Below are 19,229 nucleotides of genomic sequence, written 5' to 3' on the forward strand. Positions count from 1 at the left end.
ATGCAACTTATTCGTCACCCGGTTCATCGTGCACTTACCCGCCCGCAGATGTTCGCGGGCGTGACATTCAATTATTTCATCATCAACGCTCTTGTGACGACCGAGGCCTTTTTGATCCTGAAAAGTTTCTGGATCGTGCCCATCCCATTGGTGATGCACGCAGTCGGCTATTTTGCATGCCTGCGCGAACCTCGGTTTTTCGACCTCTGGCTGACCAAGGTCGGCAAATGTCCGCGGGTGAAGAATTACAAGCGCTGGGGCTGCAACTCCTACGCTGCGTGACAAACGCATCCAATCGCGCCTTGGCGACGTAGCTATGGCAAGGAGAGACACATGAAAACCAAGTGGCTTGGAGCCGCTGCCTGGAGCGCCAAGGAGGCGCATGCCGGCGATCGCCTGCCGTATGCGCGGCTTGTCGACGCGGGCGTGATGCTGCTGCGCGATGGATCACTGATGAGCGCGCTTCAGGTTCCCGGTCTGCTGTTCGAAACCGAAGATACAGATGCATTAAACGCGCATGCAGCCACGCGTGAAGTGATGCTGCGATCCAATCTTGATGCCCGCTTCGTGATGTATCACCATGTCATCAGGCGGCGGGTCAGCGTGGAGCTTGAAGCCAGCTTCGATGATCCGCTGTCTGCACATATTGATCGCCGCTGGCGGGACAAGCTTTCCTCTGGCTCATTATTCGTCAATGACCAGTTCCTGACGCTGGTGCGCCGCCCCGCGCGTGGCAAGGCAGGCTTTGCCGAACGTGCCGGCAAGATCTTGCGCCGGCGGTCCAATGAAGCCGAGGATATTGATCCCAGGGATTTACGCAGCCTGCGCGCCGCGCTTCAGGCACTGGCCGCCAGTCTTGGCGATTATGGCGCCCAGCCGCTGGGCGATTACACCAGCCCGCACGGCAATGAAAACAACGAGCTGCTGGAACTGCTCTCTGCGCTCTACAATGGCGAGATGCGGCCCGTGCGACGGCCGGACATGGAAACCGACATTGGTCGCATGATCCCCTATCGCCGCGCCAGCTTTGGTCTGGATGCGATGGAGTTGCGCGGATCGGGCGGGGTGGATTTCGCCTCCATGCTCAGCCTCAAGGACTATCCTGACGCGACCAGTCCCGGCCTGCTCGATGGCATGTTGCGACTACCGTATGAAATGGTCGTTTCCGAAAGTTTCGCCCCGCAGGAACGCCAAAGCGCGCGCGAACGGATTGATCTTGCCATTCGCCGCCTCAAAAGCGCGGATGAAGATGCACAGGCCGAACGTCTGGACATGATGTCTGCGCGCGATGAACTGGGCGCGGGCAGCGTGTCATTTGGCGATCATCATCTGACTATCATGGTGCGCGAACGCAGTCTGGAACGGCTGGACGATGCCACCGCCGCAATTGCCGCCAGCCTTGCCGATACAGGCGCCATAGCAGTGCGTGAAGATACCAATCTTGAACCAGCCTTCTGGGGTCAGCTTCCCGGTAACGAACATTACCTCGTGCGCCGCGCACTAATCTCTACAGCCAATATGGCAAGCTTTGGCAGCCTCCATGGATTTGCTTTGGGACAGGCAGACGGCAATCACTGGGGCGAAGCGGTCACGCTGTTGCAGACTACCAGTTCCACCCCTTTCTTCTTCAATTTCCACCACGGCGACCTGGGCAATTTCTCTGTCATCGGGCCAAGCGGTTCGGGCAAGACCGTGGTCATGAACTTCCTCGCGGCGCAGGCGCAAAAGTTTTCGCCTCGCACGATATTGTTCGACAAGGATCGCGGCGCGGAATTGTTTATTCGCGGCATTGGCGGCAGCTACGACCGCATCCGTTCAGGAGAGCCGACCGGCTTCAATCCGCTTGCCCTGCCCGATACGCCTGCCAATCGCGGCTTTCTGCGTGATTGGTTATCGGTCCTGCTCAAAGCTGAAGGGCCGGAAGAAAGCGCCACGATCGCAACCGCAGTAGACGCAGCCTATGCCAATGACAGTGCGCTGCGCCGCCTGCGCCATTTCAAGGAATTGGTGTCTGGCAGCCGCCGTCCGCAACCGGGCGATCTGGCAGACAGGCTTTCTGCCTGGATTGATGGCGGCGAACATGGCTGGCTGTTTGATAATGCTGAAGACAGGCTGGACCTGTCCACCCGCGTGATGGGTTTCGACATGACCGCGCTGCTGGAAAACCCCAAGCTGCGCACCCCTGTAATGATGTATCTGTTCCACCGCATTGATGAACGGCTGGACGGGCAACCCACGATGATCCTCATCGACGAGGGGTGGAAGGCGCTGGATGACGAGATTTTCGCCGCGCGCATCCGTGATTGGCTCAAGACCTTGCGTAAACGCAATGCACTGGTCGGTTTTGCCACGCAAAGCGCGCGCGATGCGCTCGACAGCAAGATTTCGACCGCGCTGGTGGAACAGACCGCCACGATGGTATTCATGCCCAACGCCCGCGCTAGGCCAGAGGATTATTGCGAAGGCTTTGGTCTGACAGAGCATGAGCTTGCGCTGATCCGCAGCTTGCCCGCACACAGCCGTTGCTTTCTGGTGCGCCAGCCAGATGCCAGCGTTGTCGTCCGGCTAGACCTGTCCGGTGCGCCCGAAGTGCTGGCCATGCTCTCAGGCCGCGAAAGCAGCGTTAGACGGCTTGATCTGCTGCGCGAAGCTGTGGGCGATGATCCTGCCCAATGGTATCCCGCCCTAACGTCCCATCCCTGGCCAGGACTGGCGGGCGAGGAAATCATTGCTGAAGAACCAAGTCGGGAGGCAGCTGAATGAACGCGGCCGCCCAATGCCAGCAGGCGATGTCGGAAGTAGGTGCTGGGATCGGCGCTAGCCTGCGCGGTGTGGATTGCGCTGCCAATGCGATGGCACAGGCCGCCTTCAGCCGCATGTTTGCCGAAGGCGGCTTCCTTGGCCCTACCCTGACCGTTGCGCTGACCATCTTCGTGGCGTTGTTCGGTTTTGCCTTGATGACGGGGCGCACCCGCATCGGCCTGTCTTCGCTGACGCCCAAGATGATCACGCTGGTCGGCGTCATCACTTTCGCGACCAGCTGGTTCGTGTTCCAGATGTTCTTTTTCAACCTGTTCGTGGCCGGCCCCAATTGGATCGCTTCGGGCCTGATGGGCACCGATGGATCGGCCACCACCATCTTTGCTGACAAGCTGGATGCCGTAATGCTCGCCCTGATGGAAGCATCGGGCGAAGATGCCATGGGCAATGATTCCTCGATCTTCTCTCCGCCCGGTCTGCTGTGGTCAGGGGGCACGATGCTACTGCTGGGCACCGTCGGCGTGTTGGCAACGACCAAGATCGCACTTGCCATCCTGATGGGCATCGGTCCGATCTTCATTCTGCTGGCGCTGTTTGATGGCACACGCGGCCTGTTTGTCGGCTGGCTCAAAGGTGTCGTGATGATGGCCTTCACGCCGCTATTCACCGTGCTTGGCGGATCGCTGATGCTGGAACTCGCCATCCCGGTGCTGTCCAGCCTTGCGGCAACCCCGGGCGAAATTGACGTGCGCCCTGCGATGGCTTTCTTCATGATCGGCGCGGTCCACCTTGCGCTGATGTTCATGATCCTCAAAGTCCTCGCTACCATGGTATCGGGCTGGACGGTGTTCGGCTTTGTCTCGAATGCAAAAGCTGACACCACCGGCGCGGCACCACCAGTGAACATGCCGCATTATCAGGTCGCCGCGCCGGCGCTTACCAGCACTACGGCGCGTGAAAGGATGTCCCCCACCAGCCCCGGCGTTGCGCGCGATATCCGCACAGCAACCGCGCCTCCGGCCGCCGCCAATGACAGCGGCGCTGGCACGCATACACGCGAAACCCGCATCATTGGGGGCGCTGCCAGCGCGCCTGCGGGCAATTCCGGAAGCGCGCCATCGCGCTCTCGCGGCATCGGCAGCCGCTTCAAATCCGCCCCAATTCGCTCCACGGAGAAAAGATCATGATCCGGCAAGGCCTTGCTGCCGTGCTTCTGGCTTCAGCCATATTTTCGGCCCCCGCATTTTCGACCGCTGCCTTTGCACAGGACCCGCGCCTGGTGGAACGGCTCTATGATCCGACACAGATCGTACGCATCGTGGGCAAGACAAATGTGCAGACGACCATCCGCTTCGGCGATGACGAACAGATTGAAAACGTTGCAGTCGGCGATTCACAGGCCTGGCAGGTTACGCCCAATCGCCGTGCCAATCTGCTTTTCGTGAAGCCACTTGCCCCGCGTGCCAGCACGAATATGACCGTGGTGACCAATCGGCATACCTATCTGTTCGATCTGGTGGCCAATCCCGCTACGCGTGAACCGCTGTATATTCTGACTTTCACCTATCCGGTGGAGATCGAGACGGAGGACGAGGAAACCCAGCTGGCAGAGGCAAGCCCGCAGGTGCAGCCTAATGCCATTGAAATGGCGGCAGCCACCGATGATTTTGCTGTGCTGGATCCCGAACAGCTCAATTACAACTGGTCTAGCACCGGCACGGCCAGTTTGCTGCCCGCCGAAGTTTATGACAATGGCGAGGCCACTTTCCTCAGCTGGCCTGCGGGCCGGGCGATGCCGGCAATTCTGCTGAAAAATCATGAAGGGAATGAAGGTCCGGTCAATTTTGCCGTGCGCGGCGATATTATCGTGCTGGATCTCGTGCCCGGCGAAATCATCCTGCGATCAGGAGGTGATGTCGCAATTCTCACCAATCAGGGTGATGCCGGGGCTTTCCTGGCAGACGGCACGTCGCGCCGCAGTGACGCGCGAAACTAGAACGGAGCAGACGCCATGAAACTCGCAATGCGCCTTCCCGAAAGCAAGAGCGGCGGTGCCAATGACGCCGATCCGCGTGACAGTGAATCGACCGAAATTATCGATCTCGCTAGCCGCACGTCCTATCCGGCAGTGGCCAATCGCAAAGGCAGTTCTGACGCGCTGGGACTGATCGCCGGTATCGGCTTTGTCGCGTTGCTGGGCGCAGCGACATTGTGGGGGCTGAATGCCAGCAAGGTTGAAAACGATGCCGCCCAGCCTGGCGCTGCCACGCTGACCGATGTGCCGCCCCCAGCCAGCGTTATACCCGCAGGCGGTTCGCCGGTTGATGGCCTGCCCAGCGCCAATGCAGGAGCTGGCGCAGTGATGCCGCAGGTCGATCCCGCCCCGTCACCTGTCCTCTCACGCGCACCGGGTGCCAATGTTGCGTCCGCGCCATCAAGCAACCCCTATTCCTCTCCCACGCTGGTCTTCGATGGCGGCACGGCCCCGGCATCTGCTGCGGCCAATGCCGCCGCCGCAGAAGCAGCCGCAGGTAATACGCCGGCTGGATCGGTTGTTCCGGGCGCTGGCGCGGCAGGCGAATTTGCCGCGCGTATTGGTGGCGTGGGTGGCGGCACCGCAGTCGCCCGTCAGGACATTGATCCACGCACCACGGTGACGCAGGGCACCATGATACCCGCGATCCTTGAAACCGCTATCAATACCGATGTGCCGGGCTTCGTCCGCGCCGTGGTGAGCCAGGACGTGCGCAGTTTTGACGGCGGCCGCGTCCTTATCCCGCGCTCCAGCCGCCTTGTCGGCCAGTATCAGTCCGGCTTGCAGGCGGGCCAGCGCCGCGCCTATGTCATCTGGCAGCGGGTTATCCGACCCGATGGCGTGACGGTGCAATTGCAAAGCCCTGCCACCGGATTCGATGGCACGGCGGGCCTTTCGGGCGAAGTCGACAATCACTTCTTCTCGCGCTTCGGTTCAGCCATGTTGCTGTCCGTGATTGGCGGGCTGACTACAGTGGCAAGCAGCGGGGCCTCTGTCGTCCTTGGCGGCGGACAAAGCGCGGCCAGTACCGCGCTGCAACAGGATGGACAGCGCGCCCCGACCGTCCGCGTGCGCATGGGCGAACCGATCCGCGTCTACACCGCCCGCGATCTGGATTTCGCGCAAGCGCCACAGGTCCGCTGAAGTCTGCACACACATGACTGCGGAGATCCACCAATTGCCACAGGATGACAGTGACGCGGTGCCGCAGGTGCCCAGCGGCTCTGTCTATCTCGATGCCTATCTCGCTCCGTTTCGTGAATGGCTCGAACGGGACACGGTGACAGAAATTCTCGTGAACGGTCCGGGGGAGATGTGGGTGGAAGATGCTGCCCGACCTGGCGGCATGCAATGTATCCAAATCGATGCGATTGATGATAAGCTGGTGCAAAGACTGGCCGAGCAGGTTGCGCGGATCAGCCATCAGGGCATCAATCGGGAACATCCGCTGCTGGGCGCGACTTTGCCAGACGGCGCGCGCATCCAGTTCTGCGGCCCGCCCGCAACGCGCAAAAACTGGGCGATGGCCATCCGCCGTCACCGCCGGCTTGATCTGCCACTGGACGCCTATGATGCCGGTCCGCTTGCCAAGCCGAACGAATTGCAGCTGCCCGATTCTCAGGAGGAGCCTGTCGCATTCCTGCGTGCCGCCATTCGCGCTCGCAAGACCATTCTCATTTCTGGCGGCACCAGCACCGGCAAGACCACTTTTCTCAACGCCATGCTGGGCGAAATCCCGCGCGAAGAACGCGTCGTTCTGGTAGAAGATACACCCGAACTCAAATTCCCCGGCGCCAATGGCGTGGGCCTTGTCGCGGTCAAGGGAGAGCTGGGTGAAGCCAAGGTGACGGCAAATGAACTGCTGCAATCAGCGCTGCGCCTGCGTCCCGATCGCATCGTGCTGGGCGAATTGCGCGGAGCGGAAAGCGTATCTTTCCTGCGCGCCATCAACACCGGCCATCCCGGCAGTTTTTCGACAATTCACGCCAATTCGTTACGCGGTGCGCTGGAACAGTTGAGCCTGATGGTAATGCAGACCGGCATTGGCCTTACCCGCACCGATACCATTGCCTATGCTGCAGGGGTGATCGACGTCATCGTGCAGCTGGACAGAGTCGATGGCAGGCGCGGTATCAGCGCGATTGCAGAGGCGCGCGATCTTGCCGAAAGCTGGGTTTGAACAGGTCAAATGTGACCATGACAGCGGATCGCTTGCGCTAATGACATTGAAACGACAGACGGACATCTATGGCCAGTAACCCCGAAAACCCAGCCTATACCGCCGCCAATGATGGCGCGGGGGCCAGCGTTCGCCAGGCCGAAAACGCCTATTTCAACCGTGAATTATCATGGCTGGCATTCAACCACCGCGTGCTCGAAGAAGCCAATAACACCGCCTATCCATTGCTTGAGCGGCTGCGCTTCCTGTCAATTTCCGGCAGCAATCTTGATGAATTCATGATGATCCGCGTGGCGGGCCTAGCCGGACAGGTGCGCAGCGGCGTTACGGAAATCTCGATCGACGGACGCACACCGCGCCAGCAACTCGCTGCGATCAATGCGCGGCTGCATGAACTGGAGGCCAAGCAGCAGCAGGCCCTGCGCACGCTCCGTCCTCTACTGGAAGCAGAAGGCATCCATATCGCTGGCGAGGACCGGATCAGCGAAGCGGCGGAGGGCTGGTTGCGGCAATATTTTCTTGATCACATCATGCCGGTCATCACTCCGCAGGCCCTCGATCCGGCGCATCCCTTCCCCTTTGTCGCCAATGGCGGCATCGGCGCGCTTTTCAACCTGACTCGCGAAAGCGATGGCAGCAAGCTGCTGGAAATGGTGCTGATCCCAGCGGCACTGCCCCGCTTCATCCGCATCCCTGCCGAAGTGCTGGGAGAAGAAGCGATCTATGTCGCGATAGAACGGCTTGTCTGCCGTTATGCCAAGCTGATCTTTCCCGGCTTTTCGATATTGGGTGATGGTGTTTTCCGCGTTCTGCGTGACAGCGATATCGAAATCGAGGAAGAGGCAGAGGATCTGGTCCGCCTGTTCCGCAGCGCGATCCAGCGCCGCCGTCGCGGACAGGTCATCACACTGGAGATCGACGAAAGCTTCGATCCCGAGGCCGAGATATTGTTGCGCGACAAGCTGGGGCTAAGCCAGGCCTTTGTCACCACAACTGAAGGCATGCTGGGCATTTCCGGGCTTGCCGAAGTGGTCGAGGAGGACCGCCCGGAACTCAAATTCGTTCCTTATAACCCGCGCTACCCCGAAAGGGTGCTGGAACATGATGGCGATGCTTTTGCCGCGATTGGCGGCAAGGACATCATCATTCACCATCCTTATGAAAGTTTCGAAGTGGTGGTCGATTTCCTGCGCCAGGCGGCTGCCGATCCCAAGGTCGTTTCCATCAAGCAGGCGCTTTATCGTGCAGGCAGCCAGCCCACCGTTATCAACGCGTTGATAGCTGCGGCAGAGGCGGGTAAATCGGTAACGGCAGTGGTCGAATTGAAAGCCCGCTTCGACGAAGAGCAGAACCTCAAATGGGCGGGCGAACTGGAACGCGCCGGCGTGCAGGTGATCTACGGTTTCATTGACATGAAAACTCACGCCAAAATCAGCATGGTCGTGCGCAATGAAGATGGCGGCATCCGTACCTACTGCCATTTCGGCACCGGGAATTATCATCCGGCGACGGCGAAAATCTACACCGACCTTTCCTATTTCACCGCAGATCCATCATTGGGCCGCGATGCTGCAAGATTGTTCAACTTCATCACCGGCTATATCGAACCGCAGGAGCTGGAACAGATCGCGATAAGTCCGCTGTCGCTTTACGAGCGAATCGTGGAAGATATCGACTGCGAAATTGAACTGGCGCGTCAGGGGCGCCCAGCAACGATCTGGGCAAAGGTCAATTCAATCACCGACCCCGGCATTATCGACAAGCTTTACGAAGCAAGCCAGGCCGGGGTCGAAATCATGCTGGTGGTGCGCGGCATCTGCTGCCTGCGTCCCGGCGTGCCCGGCCTGTCAGACAATATCACGGTAAAATCCATTATCGGCCGTTTCCTCGAACACAGTCGCATCTATGCCTTTGGCAATGGGGAACCCATGCCCAACAACCGGGCAAAGGTTTATATTTCCAGTGCGGACCTGATGGAGCGCAATCTGCGTAGGCGAGTGGAAACGCTGGTGCCGATCACCAATCCGACCGTTCATGATCAGGTGCTGGACCAGGTATTGCTCGCCAATCTTATCGACACGCAGCAAAGTTGGTTGCTCGATGGTGAGACGGGGGATTATCACCGGGTCGAAAGTGACGGTGACGGGTTCAACTGTCACGAATACTTCATGACCAACCCATCGCTCAGCGGGCGCGGAGAGGCGCTGAAGGAAAGCGGCGTGCCCAAGCTTACATTGCGCAAGGGAACATCGTGACGGCGACAGCGGCAAAGCGCAACGGGCTGAAACTAGAAGTGCCCGACCGGGCAGTTATCGATATCGGTTCCAACACTGTGCGTATGGTCGTGTATTCCGGTCCGCGCCGCGCGCCCAACGTCTGGCTCAACGAAAAAGTGACTGCGCGGCTGGGCCGTGACCTCGCCACATCTGGCAGGATCCCGCGGGCGGCAGAACAATTGGCGCTTGGAGGACTGGCGCGTTTTGCCGCCATCCTCGCCGATCTTGGCGTAGATGATGTCGCCACGGTGGCGACTGCTGCCGCGCGCGATGCCGGCAATGGCAGCCAGTTCATCAAGAAAGTGCGGGCATTGGGATTTGAACCGCGGGTCCTCACCGGCGTGGAAGAGGCCAACACGGCAGCATCTGGCGTTATTGGCGCATTTCCCGGAGCCAGCGGCACCGTGGCCGACCTTGGCGGGGGCAGCCTTGAACTGGCCGGCATTGAAAAGGGACATTGCGTTGAAGCAATCAGTCTGCCGCTTGGAACATTGCGCTTGCCCGCCTTGCACGATGGTGGCCCGGCAGGCTTTCGCAAGAATGTGAAGGCTGAATTGGCGAAGGCCAGCTGGGCGCAGACGCAAGATGGGCCGCTCTATCTTGTCGGCGGCACATGGCGGGCCCTCGCCGCCTATGTCATGCACAAGGCAAAATATCCGCTGGGCGATCCGCAGGCTTTCCGTATCCCGCCGGACGAGGCCGAAAAGATCGCGCGCAAGCTTGCCAAGGTCGATCCGGCCAGGCTCACCGCGATTCCGGGCATTTCTTCCAGCCGCGCCGCTGGCCTGCCCGATGCGGCAGCCATGTTGCGGGTGATCCTGAAAGAATTATCGCCAGATGCACTGGTGATATCCGCATGGGGCCTGCGCGAGGGATTGCTTTTCAACCGGCTAAGCGAAGTTGCGCGAGAGCAGGACCCCTTGCTCACCGCGGTGACCCACTTTGCAACTCCACGCGGTGCGGACATCACCAGTGCTACGCTGATGGCCGCCTGGACGGCCGAAGCTGTCGATGGCCGCAATCGCGGCAGTGAGCGTATCCGGCTGGCGGCGACATTGCTGTCGCAGGCGGCAGCGCGGATCGAACCCAATATGCGCATATCGCACTCCACCGACTGGGCGTTGGAAAAGCGCTGGGTCGGTCTCGATCACACGGGCCGTGCGATGATTGCACAATGCCTGCGGGCTAGTTGTCGCGAACCTGCTATCACGGAAGAACTTGCTGTATTGGGGAGCGAGGAACAATTGCATCGCGCCTCCGCCTGGGGGCTGGCCATCCGGCTTGGCCGCAAGATCGGTGCAGGCACGCGCATTTCGCTCAAGAGCAGCGCACTGCGTCGCCAGGGCAACACGCTTGTCCTGCGGTTTGAAGAAAGCCGCGCCTATCTGATGGCCAATTCAGTAGAGGCGGAGCTGGCAAGGCTGGCCGATTGGCTCGGCCTCGATCACGACATGGCTGTGGGCGGCGTGTAGAAGGCGGCCCGCGCCTTCCCTCTTTTGATCTTGGTCAATGCGTGACGTGGCGATTGCGGTAAGCTGATCAGATTGGCACGCAGGGGAAAGACGAAATGCAGGAAACCGCTCCGTATAAGATGCAGTTGGAAGGCACTCTTGCAGAACTTGAAACCCGCCTCAGGCGTCTTCAGCGCGATCTTGATGAACCGCATGATCCTGATTCCAGTGAACGCGCAGTGCAAATGGAAGATGATGACAGCCTAGAAGAACAGGCACGACTCGTAACCCGCGAAATTGCTTCTGTCCGGCGTGCGCTGGATCGCATAGCTGCAGACGAATATGGATATTGCGTCCAGTGTGGGGAAATGATCTCGGAAGGACGGCTTGCCGCCCGTCCCGAAGCCGCGCTGTGTATTGCCTGCGCCGAAAAAGGCTAGTCCGACACGGTCGCCATCAATAGCCCCAGCGCAGCCCCAGCCACATCGTGCGCGGCGCGCCCAGATCCATTGAGCCGCCCTGATTGCGGGTGATGATCATCTCATCCGCAAGGTTTTCTATCCGGCCCACGACCGACAGACGCGCGGCGACTGGAATGGAGGCGTATAGATCCAGCGCTGTGGCCGCCGGAAGGACATCGTTCTCCTGATCGCCCTCAAATTGCTTGCCCACATGGCGCAGGGTGGCCGACACCTGTCCGCCTTGCATAAAGGCATAGGAGCCGGTGATACTTGCGGCGACGGATGGAGTTTGCGGCGGACGATTGCCATCAAGACCAGCCGCAAATTCACTGCCAACCACCTCTGCATCGGTCAGAACCAGTGTGGCGAAAAGGTTGAACGGGCCGCGTTCTGCTTCGGCTGACAGTTCGACGCCCGTAGCCGAAATGGCATCGAGATTGCGGCGTTGGCGCAGATTGGGGACCAGCATCACATTGGCGATGGCACCGTCCACCTCATTATCGAAATAGGCGGCCGTCAGCGTGACGCCGTCCACCGGCTTGAGATCGAAACCGGCTTCCCACCCCTCCAGCCGTTCAGGCGCGAGTTCTGCATTAGCCTGTGTCACCACCGGAAAGACCACAAATGGCCGATAAAGCTCGTTGAGCGTTGGCAGGCGAAAGCCCGAATATACGGCGGCACGCAACTTCAACGCCGCACTCGCTTCTACAAGCGCGCCGGCCCGCCAGGTGACTTCCCAGCCTGTTTCGTCGGAATAGCTATCATCCCGCACGACTGCGCCATCCGCAGCGGTTGCGCGATAATATCCGCCGGTAATGGCATAGCGGTCCGCGCGCACACCGCCTGTCAGGGTCAGCATGTCTGACTGCCAGTCATTCTCCGCAAACACGCCCAGATCGCTGGTTGCCCCGCCGGCAGAGCGGTTTTCGGTGAGATTGCCCGAAAATGCGGAATAGGCATCTTCAAAAAGATCGCCTTCATTGCGGCGGTAATCGGCACCAACGCGCAATGTGTGGCCACCACCTACTGGCGGACGAATTTCAATCTTGCCGCCCAGCCCGCTTGATGGCGTTTCCTTTTGATCGAGCACGCGCACAAAGCGGGATGAGGAGATCACGACATTGGTGAAGTCGCGCCACTGACCATAGACGAGCGCATCGAATTGCCACGGCCCGCGGCTGACAGCGCGCAGGGAAATATCCTGACCTTCCGAGGAATTGTCCGCCCCGTAAAAGCGCAGCGTGCGTTCATCCTCAAACGCCAGTACCTGCGCCTGCAATTCGATCACATCGCCAAGTTTCTGGACAAGCCGCCCTCCAAGCGACCATGCATCATAGCTAGCGCGCGCAGTGGCTGGCACCCGGCTATCTTCAGGGGTGGTATGAAATCCGGAGCCGCGCTCCCACCTTCCGTGCAGCACGGCAAAGCCGTCGCCCAATTCGGGCGCGATACTGGCGGATAGTTCAGTTGCACCGCGATGGTTTGCGAGCGTGCTGGCGTTCACCAGGCCAAGCGTAGCTGCGTCGGCGCTGGTCAGTTCCACCTTCCCCGCCAGTGCGCCAGCGCCGAACGGGCCGGAGCCGCCGCCACGCGTCACACGGATACTGCCCAGCCGTTCGGGCGCAATCGAGCTGAAGGGAATATAGCCAAAAAAGGGATCGGCCACCGGCACCCCATCGAGCAGGATAAGCGCGCGACTGGTCGCGTTTCCGCCAAGCGCGCGCAAGGTCGCGCCCTGCGCGCTGGGGTTGGCGGAGCGACTGTCCGACCGCCTGAATTGCTGAAACCCGGCAATGTTTCCCAACACGTCTTCCAATCGGCCCGATGCACTTGCCACGATCTGCTCACGATCAAGCTTCACGGTGGAATAGGCAGGCGCAGCAGGCGTTTCGGCAAGCCCTTCACCAAGAACCGTAATAACATTGGATTCCTGTGCATTTTCATCCTGGGCGAAAACAGGGGTCGCATATATGCAAAGGGCAGCGCCAATGCGCAGCAGGGTCTTCATAGTAATCACATTCCAAGCAGATAATGGCCTGCGCCCCAATAACGGGTGCATGAGGCATCGTCGCCATGTCTGTGGCACAAAACTGCGGAGCATGCAGGCCTTCGCATGAACCGTTGGATAAAATACACTGCGACCAAGACAAACGTGCCAATTTTCCTTAACTTCCGGCCCAAGGGGCGCAAAATAAACCAAGGGAGAATGGGAATGAGGAACTGGATTATCTGCGCGGCTAGCTTTGCAATGCTCTCAGCCTGTGCTGAGGAAGCTGAAGAGCCGGTGATGGAAGAGCCTGTTGAAGACGCGGTGCTCACCGATATGAATGGCGAGACGATGGAAGGCTATCTCGGCACGTGGACGGTGCAATATCCCGATGGCGCGGAAGGCATGACGACGAACAATCCCGATGGCACTTATGACTATGTTCTGCCCGATGGCACGGAAGCCAGCGGCACCTGGGAATTCGGCGCAGCAGAATCCTGCTGGGACGCCGATGGCGACGGCGAAGGCACAGGCGCATGTTATACCGTGAGTGCCGGAGATGAAAATGGCACCCGCGTGCTGACCATGGCAGACGGCACCCAGATTAAGGTTACCCCTGTCAGCGATGCGGCGGATGACGAGACTGCTGCAGCGGTCGAATAACCCCGCACAAACCTAATGGCTAAAAAGGGGGCGCTCCCATGCAGGAGCGCCCCCTTTTCATTCGCTCATCCGGCCTACCTATCCGCAGCCATTGATATAGACCCGCTCATCCAGCATCGTGATGCGCGCAATATCGCCATTATCCATGCGATACTCGCGAACATCGAGCCCAGTCCCGATAGATTCATAATCATTGCCCCAGCGTGCTTCCAATTCGGCAAGGCTTGGAGGATCTACACGCGTGAAATCGCTGCATGCAAGACTTGCTGGCTGCACCGGCGCTTCTCTCCCGCTATCATCCTGCATCTGTGCTGCCGTCTCTGGAGTTACGGCGAGATCATCAAGGAAGCTGGCTGACAAGCCCTCGTTCGGCCCCTCAGCATCATCGGAAAGCTGCGGGGCCAGTGGCGGCGTCGTCGAGATTGCCGGTGCGGGCGCGGCAGATTGCGTATTGTCCGCCGCGACATAATCACCCTCGGTTACGGCATCGTCGCGGTCATAGATGCGCGTCGCGTCAAACGGGCCCAGCGGTGTCCCCGCCCTCACGCGCACCAGCGGATACGGCGCAAACAGCGTGCCGACATAGACGAGTTCGGCTTGGCTCACACTTTTGGGACGAATGTGGAAGACATCGGGCACCGCGCCGGGCCGCGGGTCTTCGAAATGCAGTTCCACGCCATCGGCCAGTTCGCGCACGGTCATTGCCTCAATCGTTTCGGAACCGGACATCGCGGTAAAAACCACACCATTGCTGCGGAAACTGGCGGGCCGGTTCCAAGAAGTGCGCCAGCCACCGTCATCGCCGCGTTCAATATCAAATGTGAAAATCGTGGCATTATGGATGCGCAAGGCCCAGCTGCCTTCAACATTCTGAAGCGCCGGTTCTGCTGTTGTTTGAGCGAATGCGGCATGCGGCAGAGCCATCAGCGCGGCGAGAATTATCAGGATACGTGCTATCATGCGGTCATCATGGCGCAGCACGCGCGTCATAGGCAAGCAAAAGAGCCTCTCAGGCGTTGCGCATGGCGGCTGAATGGATCAAGGACACAGCGTGCCCGCCACCACTTTTGAAAGCAAGCATGGCTGAGATTATCGATGGACGCGCCATAGCGCGCAAGCTGGATGAACAGACGAAGGCACAGGTGACCGAACTGATCGCGTCGGGCCATAACGCACCTGGTCTTTCGGTCATTCTGGTAGGACAGGATCCGGCCAGCGAAATCTATGTCCGGCGCAAGATCGAGGCATGTGAACGGGTCGGCATCATTTCGAGCGAACACCGCCTGCCCGACACCACTACGCAGGATGCGTTGCTGACACTGATCGCACGGCTCAACGCCGATCCCGAAATCCACGGCATATTGTGTCAGGTGCCGCTGCCCGAACATATCGATTCGCGATTGGTGCTGGGCTCCATTGCGCCGGGTAAGGACGTGGACGGCTTTCATCCCGTAAACGTGGGGCGGCTGTCCACCGGAACCGGCGGTATCGTGCCCTGTACGCCATTGGGCATTATGATGCTGATCACTTCGGTCATAGACGATCTTACCGGCAAGGATGTGGTTGTGATCGGCAAATCCAATATCGTTGGCAAGCCGGTTGCAAATCTGCTGCTCGATGCGGAAGCAACTGTCACTGTCACCCATATTCATACGCACGGATTGGCTGAAATCTGCCGCCAGGCCGATGTCATCGTCGCCGCCGCGGGCGCACCTGAACTGGTGCGCGGACACTGGGTAAAGGATGGCGCAGTGTTGATCGATGTCGGCATCACTCGCATCGAAGGTGAAAATGGCAAGACCCGGCTGGTTGGGGATATCGCCTTTGACGAGGTGCAGCACGCCCGCGCCGTGACCCCCGTGCCCGGAGGGGTCGGCCCGATGACCATTGCCTGCCTGTTGTCCAACACTGTCAAGGCGGCGCGTGCAGTGGCAGGGCTGAATCAGGGTAACGGCAGCGATTATGCCGATTTGCCATCCCGCACTATCTTCACCGGATCTGGATCGATACCAAATTAGGCGCAGACCATTGTGATCAAGAGCCAGCCCTCATCGGAAATCGACGTTTTTATTGTCGGAACGGGGTCTCTGGTATCTCGATGGCTGGCCATCTGGGCATGATGTGCCCAGAGATAGATTATATGGTGCTCGAACGGCGCGACCGCATTGGCGGGACATGAGATCTGTTCCGTTATCCCGGCGTGCGATCCGATTCCGACATGCACACTCTCGGTTTCGATTTTGAACCGTGGAAGCATGAAGATGCGATCGCCGATGGACATGCAATCCTCGATTATCTCAACCGCATCGTTGAAGAACGCAGAATCAGCGAAAACATGCATTTCGGCTTCGAAGTCGTCAGCGCAGACTGGGGTTCGTCCAGAGCCCGCTGGATTGTAACGGCGCGCGGCGAGGACGGAACCAGCGCGATAATCGCGGCCCGCTGGCTCTATTTTGCCATTGGCTATTACGATGACGACAATCCATACGATGCCGGTCTTCCCGGCCTTGTCCGCTTTGGCGGGCAAACCGTGCACCCGCGATTCTGGCCTGAATATCTCGATTGTCAGGGCAAGGATGTGGTGGTCATCGGATCGGGCGCGACCGCCATGACCATTCTGCCCGCGATGGCTGACACCGCCAGCAGCGTCACCATGTTGCAACGCACGCCAAGCTGGATGGCGCCGGGGCCACGCCGCGACACATGGGGCAAGCGATTTGAACGCTGGTTTTCCGAAAAACTCGCCTATTGGCTTACGCGGCAGAAGAACATCGCGCTGCGCAGCTACTTCTTTGGCCTGTCGCGTCGCAAGCCACGTGTGCTGGCAGAAAAGCTGCGCGGATTGCAGCGCGGGGCGCTAGGCAAAAGTTACGAGCCTCGCCATTTCGAGCCGCCCTATAATCCATGGCAGCAGCGCCTGTGCTTGATGCCGGATGGCAATCTGTTTACAGCCATGCGCCGGGGCAGTGCGCATATTGTGACCGACCGTATCGCTGGCTTTGATGACGGCGGGGTGAAGCTGCAATCGGGCGATTACACCTCAGGCTATCTCGAACGCGCCAAGCACCTGATGCCCAAAGTTGCCGCTGAGCGGCCTTGGACGCTGCGCCACAATTACCGAGAGGACAAGCGCGATTTCCGACAGCCGCCTGTTGCCGATGGAGTATTGCGTTTTGTTCATGCGCCTGCACAGACCGACATATCCTGCGAGCAGGATGTTGCCGGGAACACCCAAGCCATCGCCGCCGAATGAGGTTTCGCTGAATGACTTCGAACGAAAAGATCTGGACCGCTGCGCTCGTAGTGATCGGGGATGAAATCCTGTCCGGCCGCACGGCCGACAAGAACATCGTCCAGATCGCCAGCTGGCTGCAAGTGCAGGGCATCCGCCTTTCCGAAGTCCGGGTGGTGTCGGACGATCCGGATGCCATCGCGCATGCGGTCAATGCCTTGCGGGCGGCGCATGATTATATGTTTACCACCGGCGGCATCGGGCCGACGCATGATGACATAACCGTCGATGCCGTGGCTGCCGCGCTCGGCGTGAATGTAGTGATACATCCCGAAGCGCGCGCCATGCTCGACGCCTATTACGCCGATAAGCCGGGCGGGCTTACCGAGGCGCGTTTGCGCATGGCGCGGGTGCCTGAAGGCGCATCGCTGATCCCCAACCGCATGTCGGGCGCACCCGGCATCCGGCATGGCAATATCTTTTTGATGGCGGGCGTCCCGCACATCACCGCGCAGATGCTCGATGGCCTCACGGGCACACTGGAAGGCGGCGCGCCGCTTCTTACCGAAACTATCGGCTGCTGGACTGCCGAAAGCGAAGTCGCCGATATCCTGCGCGAGATTGAGCAGGCGCATGAAAGTTGCCAGATCGGCAGCTATCCGTTTTTCCGCGAAGGGCGCATCGGTGCCAATTTCGTCATCCGGTCCACCAGCAGGAACATCCTTTCAAGCGCGGTAGATACCTTGTGTGAAGCACTGGGCGAAGAGGGATATGATTTCACACCCGGCGGCATCTGATTGCCGACGGGGTTGGTAGGAAAGCGGTAAACAGACAAAAAGGGGCCGGAGGATCGCTCCTCCGGCCCCTTTTTTCAATCAGTTTGGCCAAAAAGGCGTTATGCGCCTTCGACTTCGGAAACGTCGATCTTCAGGCCGGGACCCATCGATGAAGTCAGCGAGATCTTCTTGACGTATTTGCCCTTGGCACCTGCCGGCTTGGCCTTCACGATCGCATCGGTCATCGCCTTGAAATTGGCCTTGAGATCCGCATCCTTGAACGACAGCTTGCCGATGCCGGAGTGGATGATGCCCATCTTTTCAACGCGGAATTCAACCTGGCCGCCCTTGGCGTCCTTTACGGCCTGTTCCACATTGGGAGTGACAGTGCCCAGCTTCGGGTTTGGCATCAGGCCCTTGGGGCCAAGCACCTTACCAAGGCGGCCGACAACGCCCATCATGTCCGGCGTGGCGATCACGCGGTCATAATCGAGATTGCCGTTCTGCATGTCTTCCATCAGGTCTTCGGCGCCAACCTTGTCTGCTCCGGCGGCTTCTGCCTTTTCGGCATTTTCACCGCGGGCGAAGACTGCGACCTTCACGTCCTTGCCGGTACCCGAAGGCAGCGACACCATGCCGCGCACCATCTGGTCCGCATGGCGCGGATCGACGCCAAGGTTCATTGCAACTTCGATGGTTTCATCGAAATTGGCCTTGTGTTCGCGCAAGGTAGAGATGGCGTCGTCGACAGTGTAGAACTTCTCATTGTCGAGTTCAGCGATTTTCTGCTGCTTCTTGGTCGGTTTAGCCATTAGTTCAGCCCTCCACCACATCGAGGCCCATCGAACGCGCGGAGCCTTCGATGATCTTCATGGCCTGATCGACATCATTTGCATTGAGATCAGCCATCTTGGTTTCGGCGATTTCCTTGATCTGGCTTTTGGTCACCTTGCCGGCCGTGACCTTGCCCGGCTCTTTCGAAGCAGACTTCAGCTTCGCGGCCTTTTTCAGAAGAAAGCTGGCAGGCGGTGTCTTGGTGACGAAGGTGAAGGAACGATCGGCATAGACGGTGATCTTCGTCGGGATCGGGGCGCCCTTTTCGAGGCTGTCCGTCGCGGCGTTGAAGGCCTTGCAGAATTCCATGATGTTCACGCCGCGCTGACCCAGCGCGGGGCCGATCGGCGGCGATGGGTTGGCAGCGCCCGCGGGCACCTGAAGGTTGATATAACCTTCGATCTTCTTGGCCATGATGGCCTCCTTTTTCTCACTCTTGCCTGCCAGGTAAGCGGCAGGCTCATGTTAAGCGGTCTGGCAGAGAGCGAGCGCCCTCCTCCCGCGTGGATACCCGACTGTTTGTTGGGATGGCGGGCAATTAGTCGCAAATGGGCCGAAAATCAAGTAATCCTCGC

Annotated in this window: 17 protein-coding genes; 13 read left to right on the top strand and 4 right to left on the bottom strand. The window is 59.5% G+C overall.

What is annotated here, in order from left to right; genetic code table 11:
* The 9 genes from CP97_RS13625 to CP97_RS13665 all read left to right on the top strand — a co-directional run bounded on the left by CP97_RS13625 (window position 1) and on the right by CP97_RS13665 (window position 11,141).
* Window positions 1–282 carry a VirB3 family type IV secretion system protein gene (locus CP97_RS13625; protein ID WP_048887029.1) on the top strand — a complete coding sequence of 94 codons (282 nt, stop codon included), beginning with the start codon at window positions 1–3 and terminating at the stop codon, window positions 280–282.
* Between the two features lie 51 nt (window positions 283–333).
* Window positions 334–2,763: a VirB4 family type IV secretion/conjugal transfer ATPase gene (locus CP97_RS13630; RefSeq protein WP_048886400.1), complete on the top strand. Its 2,430-nt coding sequence runs from the start codon at window positions 334–336 to the stop codon at window positions 2,761–2,763.
* Complete coding sequence (locus CP97_RS13635; RefSeq protein WP_048886401.1) at window positions 2,760–3,947, top strand: TrbL/VirB6 family protein; 1,188 nt, start codon at window positions 2,760–2,762, stop codon at window positions 3,945–3,947. The genes CP97_RS13630 and CP97_RS13635 overlap by 4 nt, the downstream gene beginning before the upstream one ends.
* Complete coding sequence (locus CP97_RS13640; RefSeq protein ID WP_048886402.1) at window positions 3,944–4,756, top strand: TrbG/VirB9 family P-type conjugative transfer protein; 813 nt, start codon at window positions 3,944–3,946, stop codon at window positions 4,754–4,756. Before CP97_RS13635 ends, CP97_RS13640 begins: the two co-directional genes overlap by 4 nt.
* A 15-nt stretch (window positions 4,757–4,771) precedes the next feature.
* Window positions 4,772–5,938, top strand: a complete 1,167-nt coding sequence (locus tag CP97_RS13645; protein WP_227819608.1) for a TrbI/VirB10 family protein — start codon at window positions 4,772–4,774, stop codon at window positions 5,936–5,938.
* Between the two features lie 13 nt (window positions 5,939–5,951).
* Entirely contained in the window at window positions 5,952–6,974 is a 1,023-nt protein-coding gene (gene virB11 / locus CP97_RS13650; RefSeq protein WP_048886404.1) for a P-type DNA transfer ATPase VirB11, read from the top strand.
* 68 nt (window positions 6,975–7,042) lie between these two features.
* Window positions 7,043–9,229 (top strand): RNA degradosome polyphosphate kinase, encoded by a 2,187-nt coding sequence (locus CP97_RS13655; protein WP_048886405.1) that lies wholly within the window; start codon window positions 7,043–7,045, stop codon window positions 9,227–9,229.
* Window positions 9,226–10,722, top strand: coding sequence for a Ppx/GppA phosphatase family protein (locus CP97_RS13660; RefSeq protein WP_227819609.1), 1,497 nt, complete (start codon window positions 9,226–9,228; stop codon window positions 10,720–10,722). The genes CP97_RS13655 and CP97_RS13660 overlap by 4 nt, the downstream gene beginning before the upstream one ends.
* Before the next feature lie 95 nt (window positions 10,723–10,817).
* A complete protein-coding gene (locus CP97_RS13665) occupies window positions 10,818–11,141 on the top strand; it encodes a TraR/DksA family transcriptional regulator (RefSeq protein WP_048886407.1) in 324 nt (107 codons plus the stop codon).
* A gap of 16 nt (window positions 11,142–11,157) precedes the next feature.
* On the opposite strand, the gene CP97_RS13670 is transcribed toward CP97_RS13665, so the two are convergent.
* On the bottom strand, window positions 11,158–13,170 hold the full coding sequence (locus CP97_RS13670; protein WP_048886408.1) for a TonB-dependent receptor plug domain-containing protein: 2,013 nt from the start codon (window positions 13,168–13,170) through the stop codon (window positions 11,158–11,160).
* A 204-nt stretch (window positions 13,171–13,374) separates the two neighbouring features.
* On the opposite strand from CP97_RS13670, the gene CP97_RS13675 reads away from it, so the two are divergent.
* Window positions 13,375–13,812 (top strand): hypothetical protein, encoded by a 438-nt coding sequence (locus CP97_RS13675; protein ID WP_149036492.1) that lies wholly within the window; start codon window positions 13,375–13,377, stop codon window positions 13,810–13,812.
* 78 nt (window positions 13,813–13,890) lie between these two features.
* Here the strand turns inward: CP97_RS13675 and CP97_RS13680 are convergent, their stop codons facing one another.
* The gene (locus tag CP97_RS13680) at window positions 13,891–14,808 is read right to left on the bottom strand and encodes a hypothetical protein (RefSeq protein WP_149036493.1); all 918 of its coding nucleotides are present in this window, start codon (window positions 14,806–14,808) and stop codon (window positions 13,891–13,893) included.
* 83 nt (window positions 14,809–14,891) lie between these two features.
* Here CP97_RS13680 and folD point away from each other — a divergent pair, with 83 nt between their 5' ends.
* The 3 genes from folD (at window position 14,892) to CP97_RS13695 (ending at window position 17,841) form a co-directional block, all read left to right on the top strand.
* On the top strand, window positions 14,892–15,830 hold the full coding sequence (gene folD, locus CP97_RS13685) for a bifunctional methylenetetrahydrofolate dehydrogenase/methenyltetrahydrofolate cyclohydrolase FolD (RefSeq protein ID WP_082863927.1): 939 nt from the start codon (window positions 14,892–14,894) through the stop codon (window positions 15,828–15,830).
* 200 nt (window positions 15,831–16,030) lie between these two features.
* Window positions 16,031–17,065 (top strand): flavin-containing monooxygenase, encoded by a 1,035-nt coding sequence (locus CP97_RS13690; protein ID WP_335622368.1) that lies wholly within the window; start codon window positions 16,031–16,033, stop codon window positions 17,063–17,065.
* Window positions 17,066–17,076: 11 nt separating this feature from the next.
* Window positions 17,077–17,841 (top strand): competence/damage-inducible protein A, encoded by a 765-nt coding sequence (locus CP97_RS13695; RefSeq protein ID WP_048886411.1) that lies wholly within the window; start codon window positions 17,077–17,079, stop codon window positions 17,839–17,841.
* 98 nt (window positions 17,842–17,939) lie between these two features.
* Here CP97_RS13695 and rplA read toward each other — a convergent pair whose 3' ends face one another.
* On the bottom strand, window positions 17,940–18,632 hold the full coding sequence (gene rplA / locus CP97_RS13700) for a 50S ribosomal protein L1 (protein WP_048886412.1): 693 nt from the start codon (window positions 18,630–18,632) through the stop codon (window positions 17,940–17,942).
* A gap of 4 nt (window positions 18,633–18,636) precedes the next feature.
* Window positions 18,637–19,068 carry a 50S ribosomal protein L11 gene (gene rplK, locus CP97_RS13705; protein WP_048886413.1) on the bottom strand — a complete coding sequence of 144 codons (432 nt, stop codon included), beginning with the start codon at window positions 19,066–19,068 and terminating at the stop codon, window positions 18,637–18,639.
* Window positions 19,069–19,229 lie beyond the last annotated feature (161 nt).

It is taken from the genome of Aurantiacibacter atlanticus (assembly GCF_001077815.2).
Taxonomy (GTDB): Bacteria; Pseudomonadota; Alphaproteobacteria; order Sphingomonadales; family Sphingomonadaceae; genus Alteraurantiacibacter; species Alteraurantiacibacter atlanticus.

Bases quoted from the DNA above. Each gene is read 5' to 3' on its own strand.
- CP97_RS13630 (WP_048886400.1), top strand. From the start codon at position 334: ATGAAAACCAAGTGGCTTGGAGCCGCTGCCTGGAGCGCCAAGGAGGCG.
- CP97_RS13645 (WP_227819608.1), top strand. From the start codon at position 4,772: ATGAAACTCGCAATGCGCCTTCCCGAAAGCAAGAGCGGCGGTGCCAAT.
- CP97_RS13690 (WP_335622368.1), top strand. From the start codon at position 16,031: ATGCACACTCTCGGTTTCGATTTTGAACCGTGGAAGCATGAAGATGCG.
- CP97_RS13635 (WP_048886401.1), top strand. From the start codon at position 2,760: ATGAACGCGGCCGCCCAATGCCAGCAGGCGATGTCGGAAGTAGGTGCT.
- CP97_RS13670 (WP_048886408.1), bottom strand. From the start codon at position 13,170: ATGAAGACCCTGCTGCGCATTGGCGCTGCCCTTTGCATATATGCGACC.
- CP97_RS13655 (WP_048886405.1), top strand. From the start codon at position 7,043: ATGGCCAGTAACCCCGAAAACCCAGCCTATACCGCCGCCAATGATGGC.
- virB11 (WP_048886404.1), top strand. From the start codon at position 5,952: ATGACTGCGGAGATCCACCAATTGCCACAGGATGACAGTGACGCGGTG.
- CP97_RS13695 (WP_048886411.1), top strand. From the start codon at position 17,077: ATGACTTCGAACGAAAAGATCTGGACCGCTGCGCTCGTAGTGATCGGG.
- rplK (WP_048886413.1), bottom strand. From the start codon at position 19,068: ATGGCCAAGAAGATCGAAGGTTATATCAACCTTCAGGTGCCCGCGGGC.
- CP97_RS13665 (WP_048886407.1), top strand. From the start codon at position 10,818: ATGCAGGAAACCGCTCCGTATAAGATGCAGTTGGAAGGCACTCTTGCA.
- CP97_RS13625 (WP_048887029.1), top strand. From the start codon at position 1: ATGCAACTTATTCGTCACCCGGTTCATCGTGCACTTACCCGCCCGCAG.
- folD (WP_082863927.1), top strand. From the start codon at position 14,892: ATGGCTGAGATTATCGATGGACGCGCCATAGCGCGCAAGCTGGATGAA.
- CP97_RS13640 (WP_048886402.1), top strand. From the start codon at position 3,944: ATGATCCGGCAAGGCCTTGCTGCCGTGCTTCTGGCTTCAGCCATATTT.
- CP97_RS13675 (WP_149036492.1), top strand. From the start codon at position 13,375: ATGAGGAACTGGATTATCTGCGCGGCTAGCTTTGCAATGCTCTCAGCC.
- rplA (WP_048886412.1), bottom strand. From the start codon at position 18,632: ATGGCTAAACCGACCAAGAAGCAGCAGAAAATCGCTGAACTCGACAAT.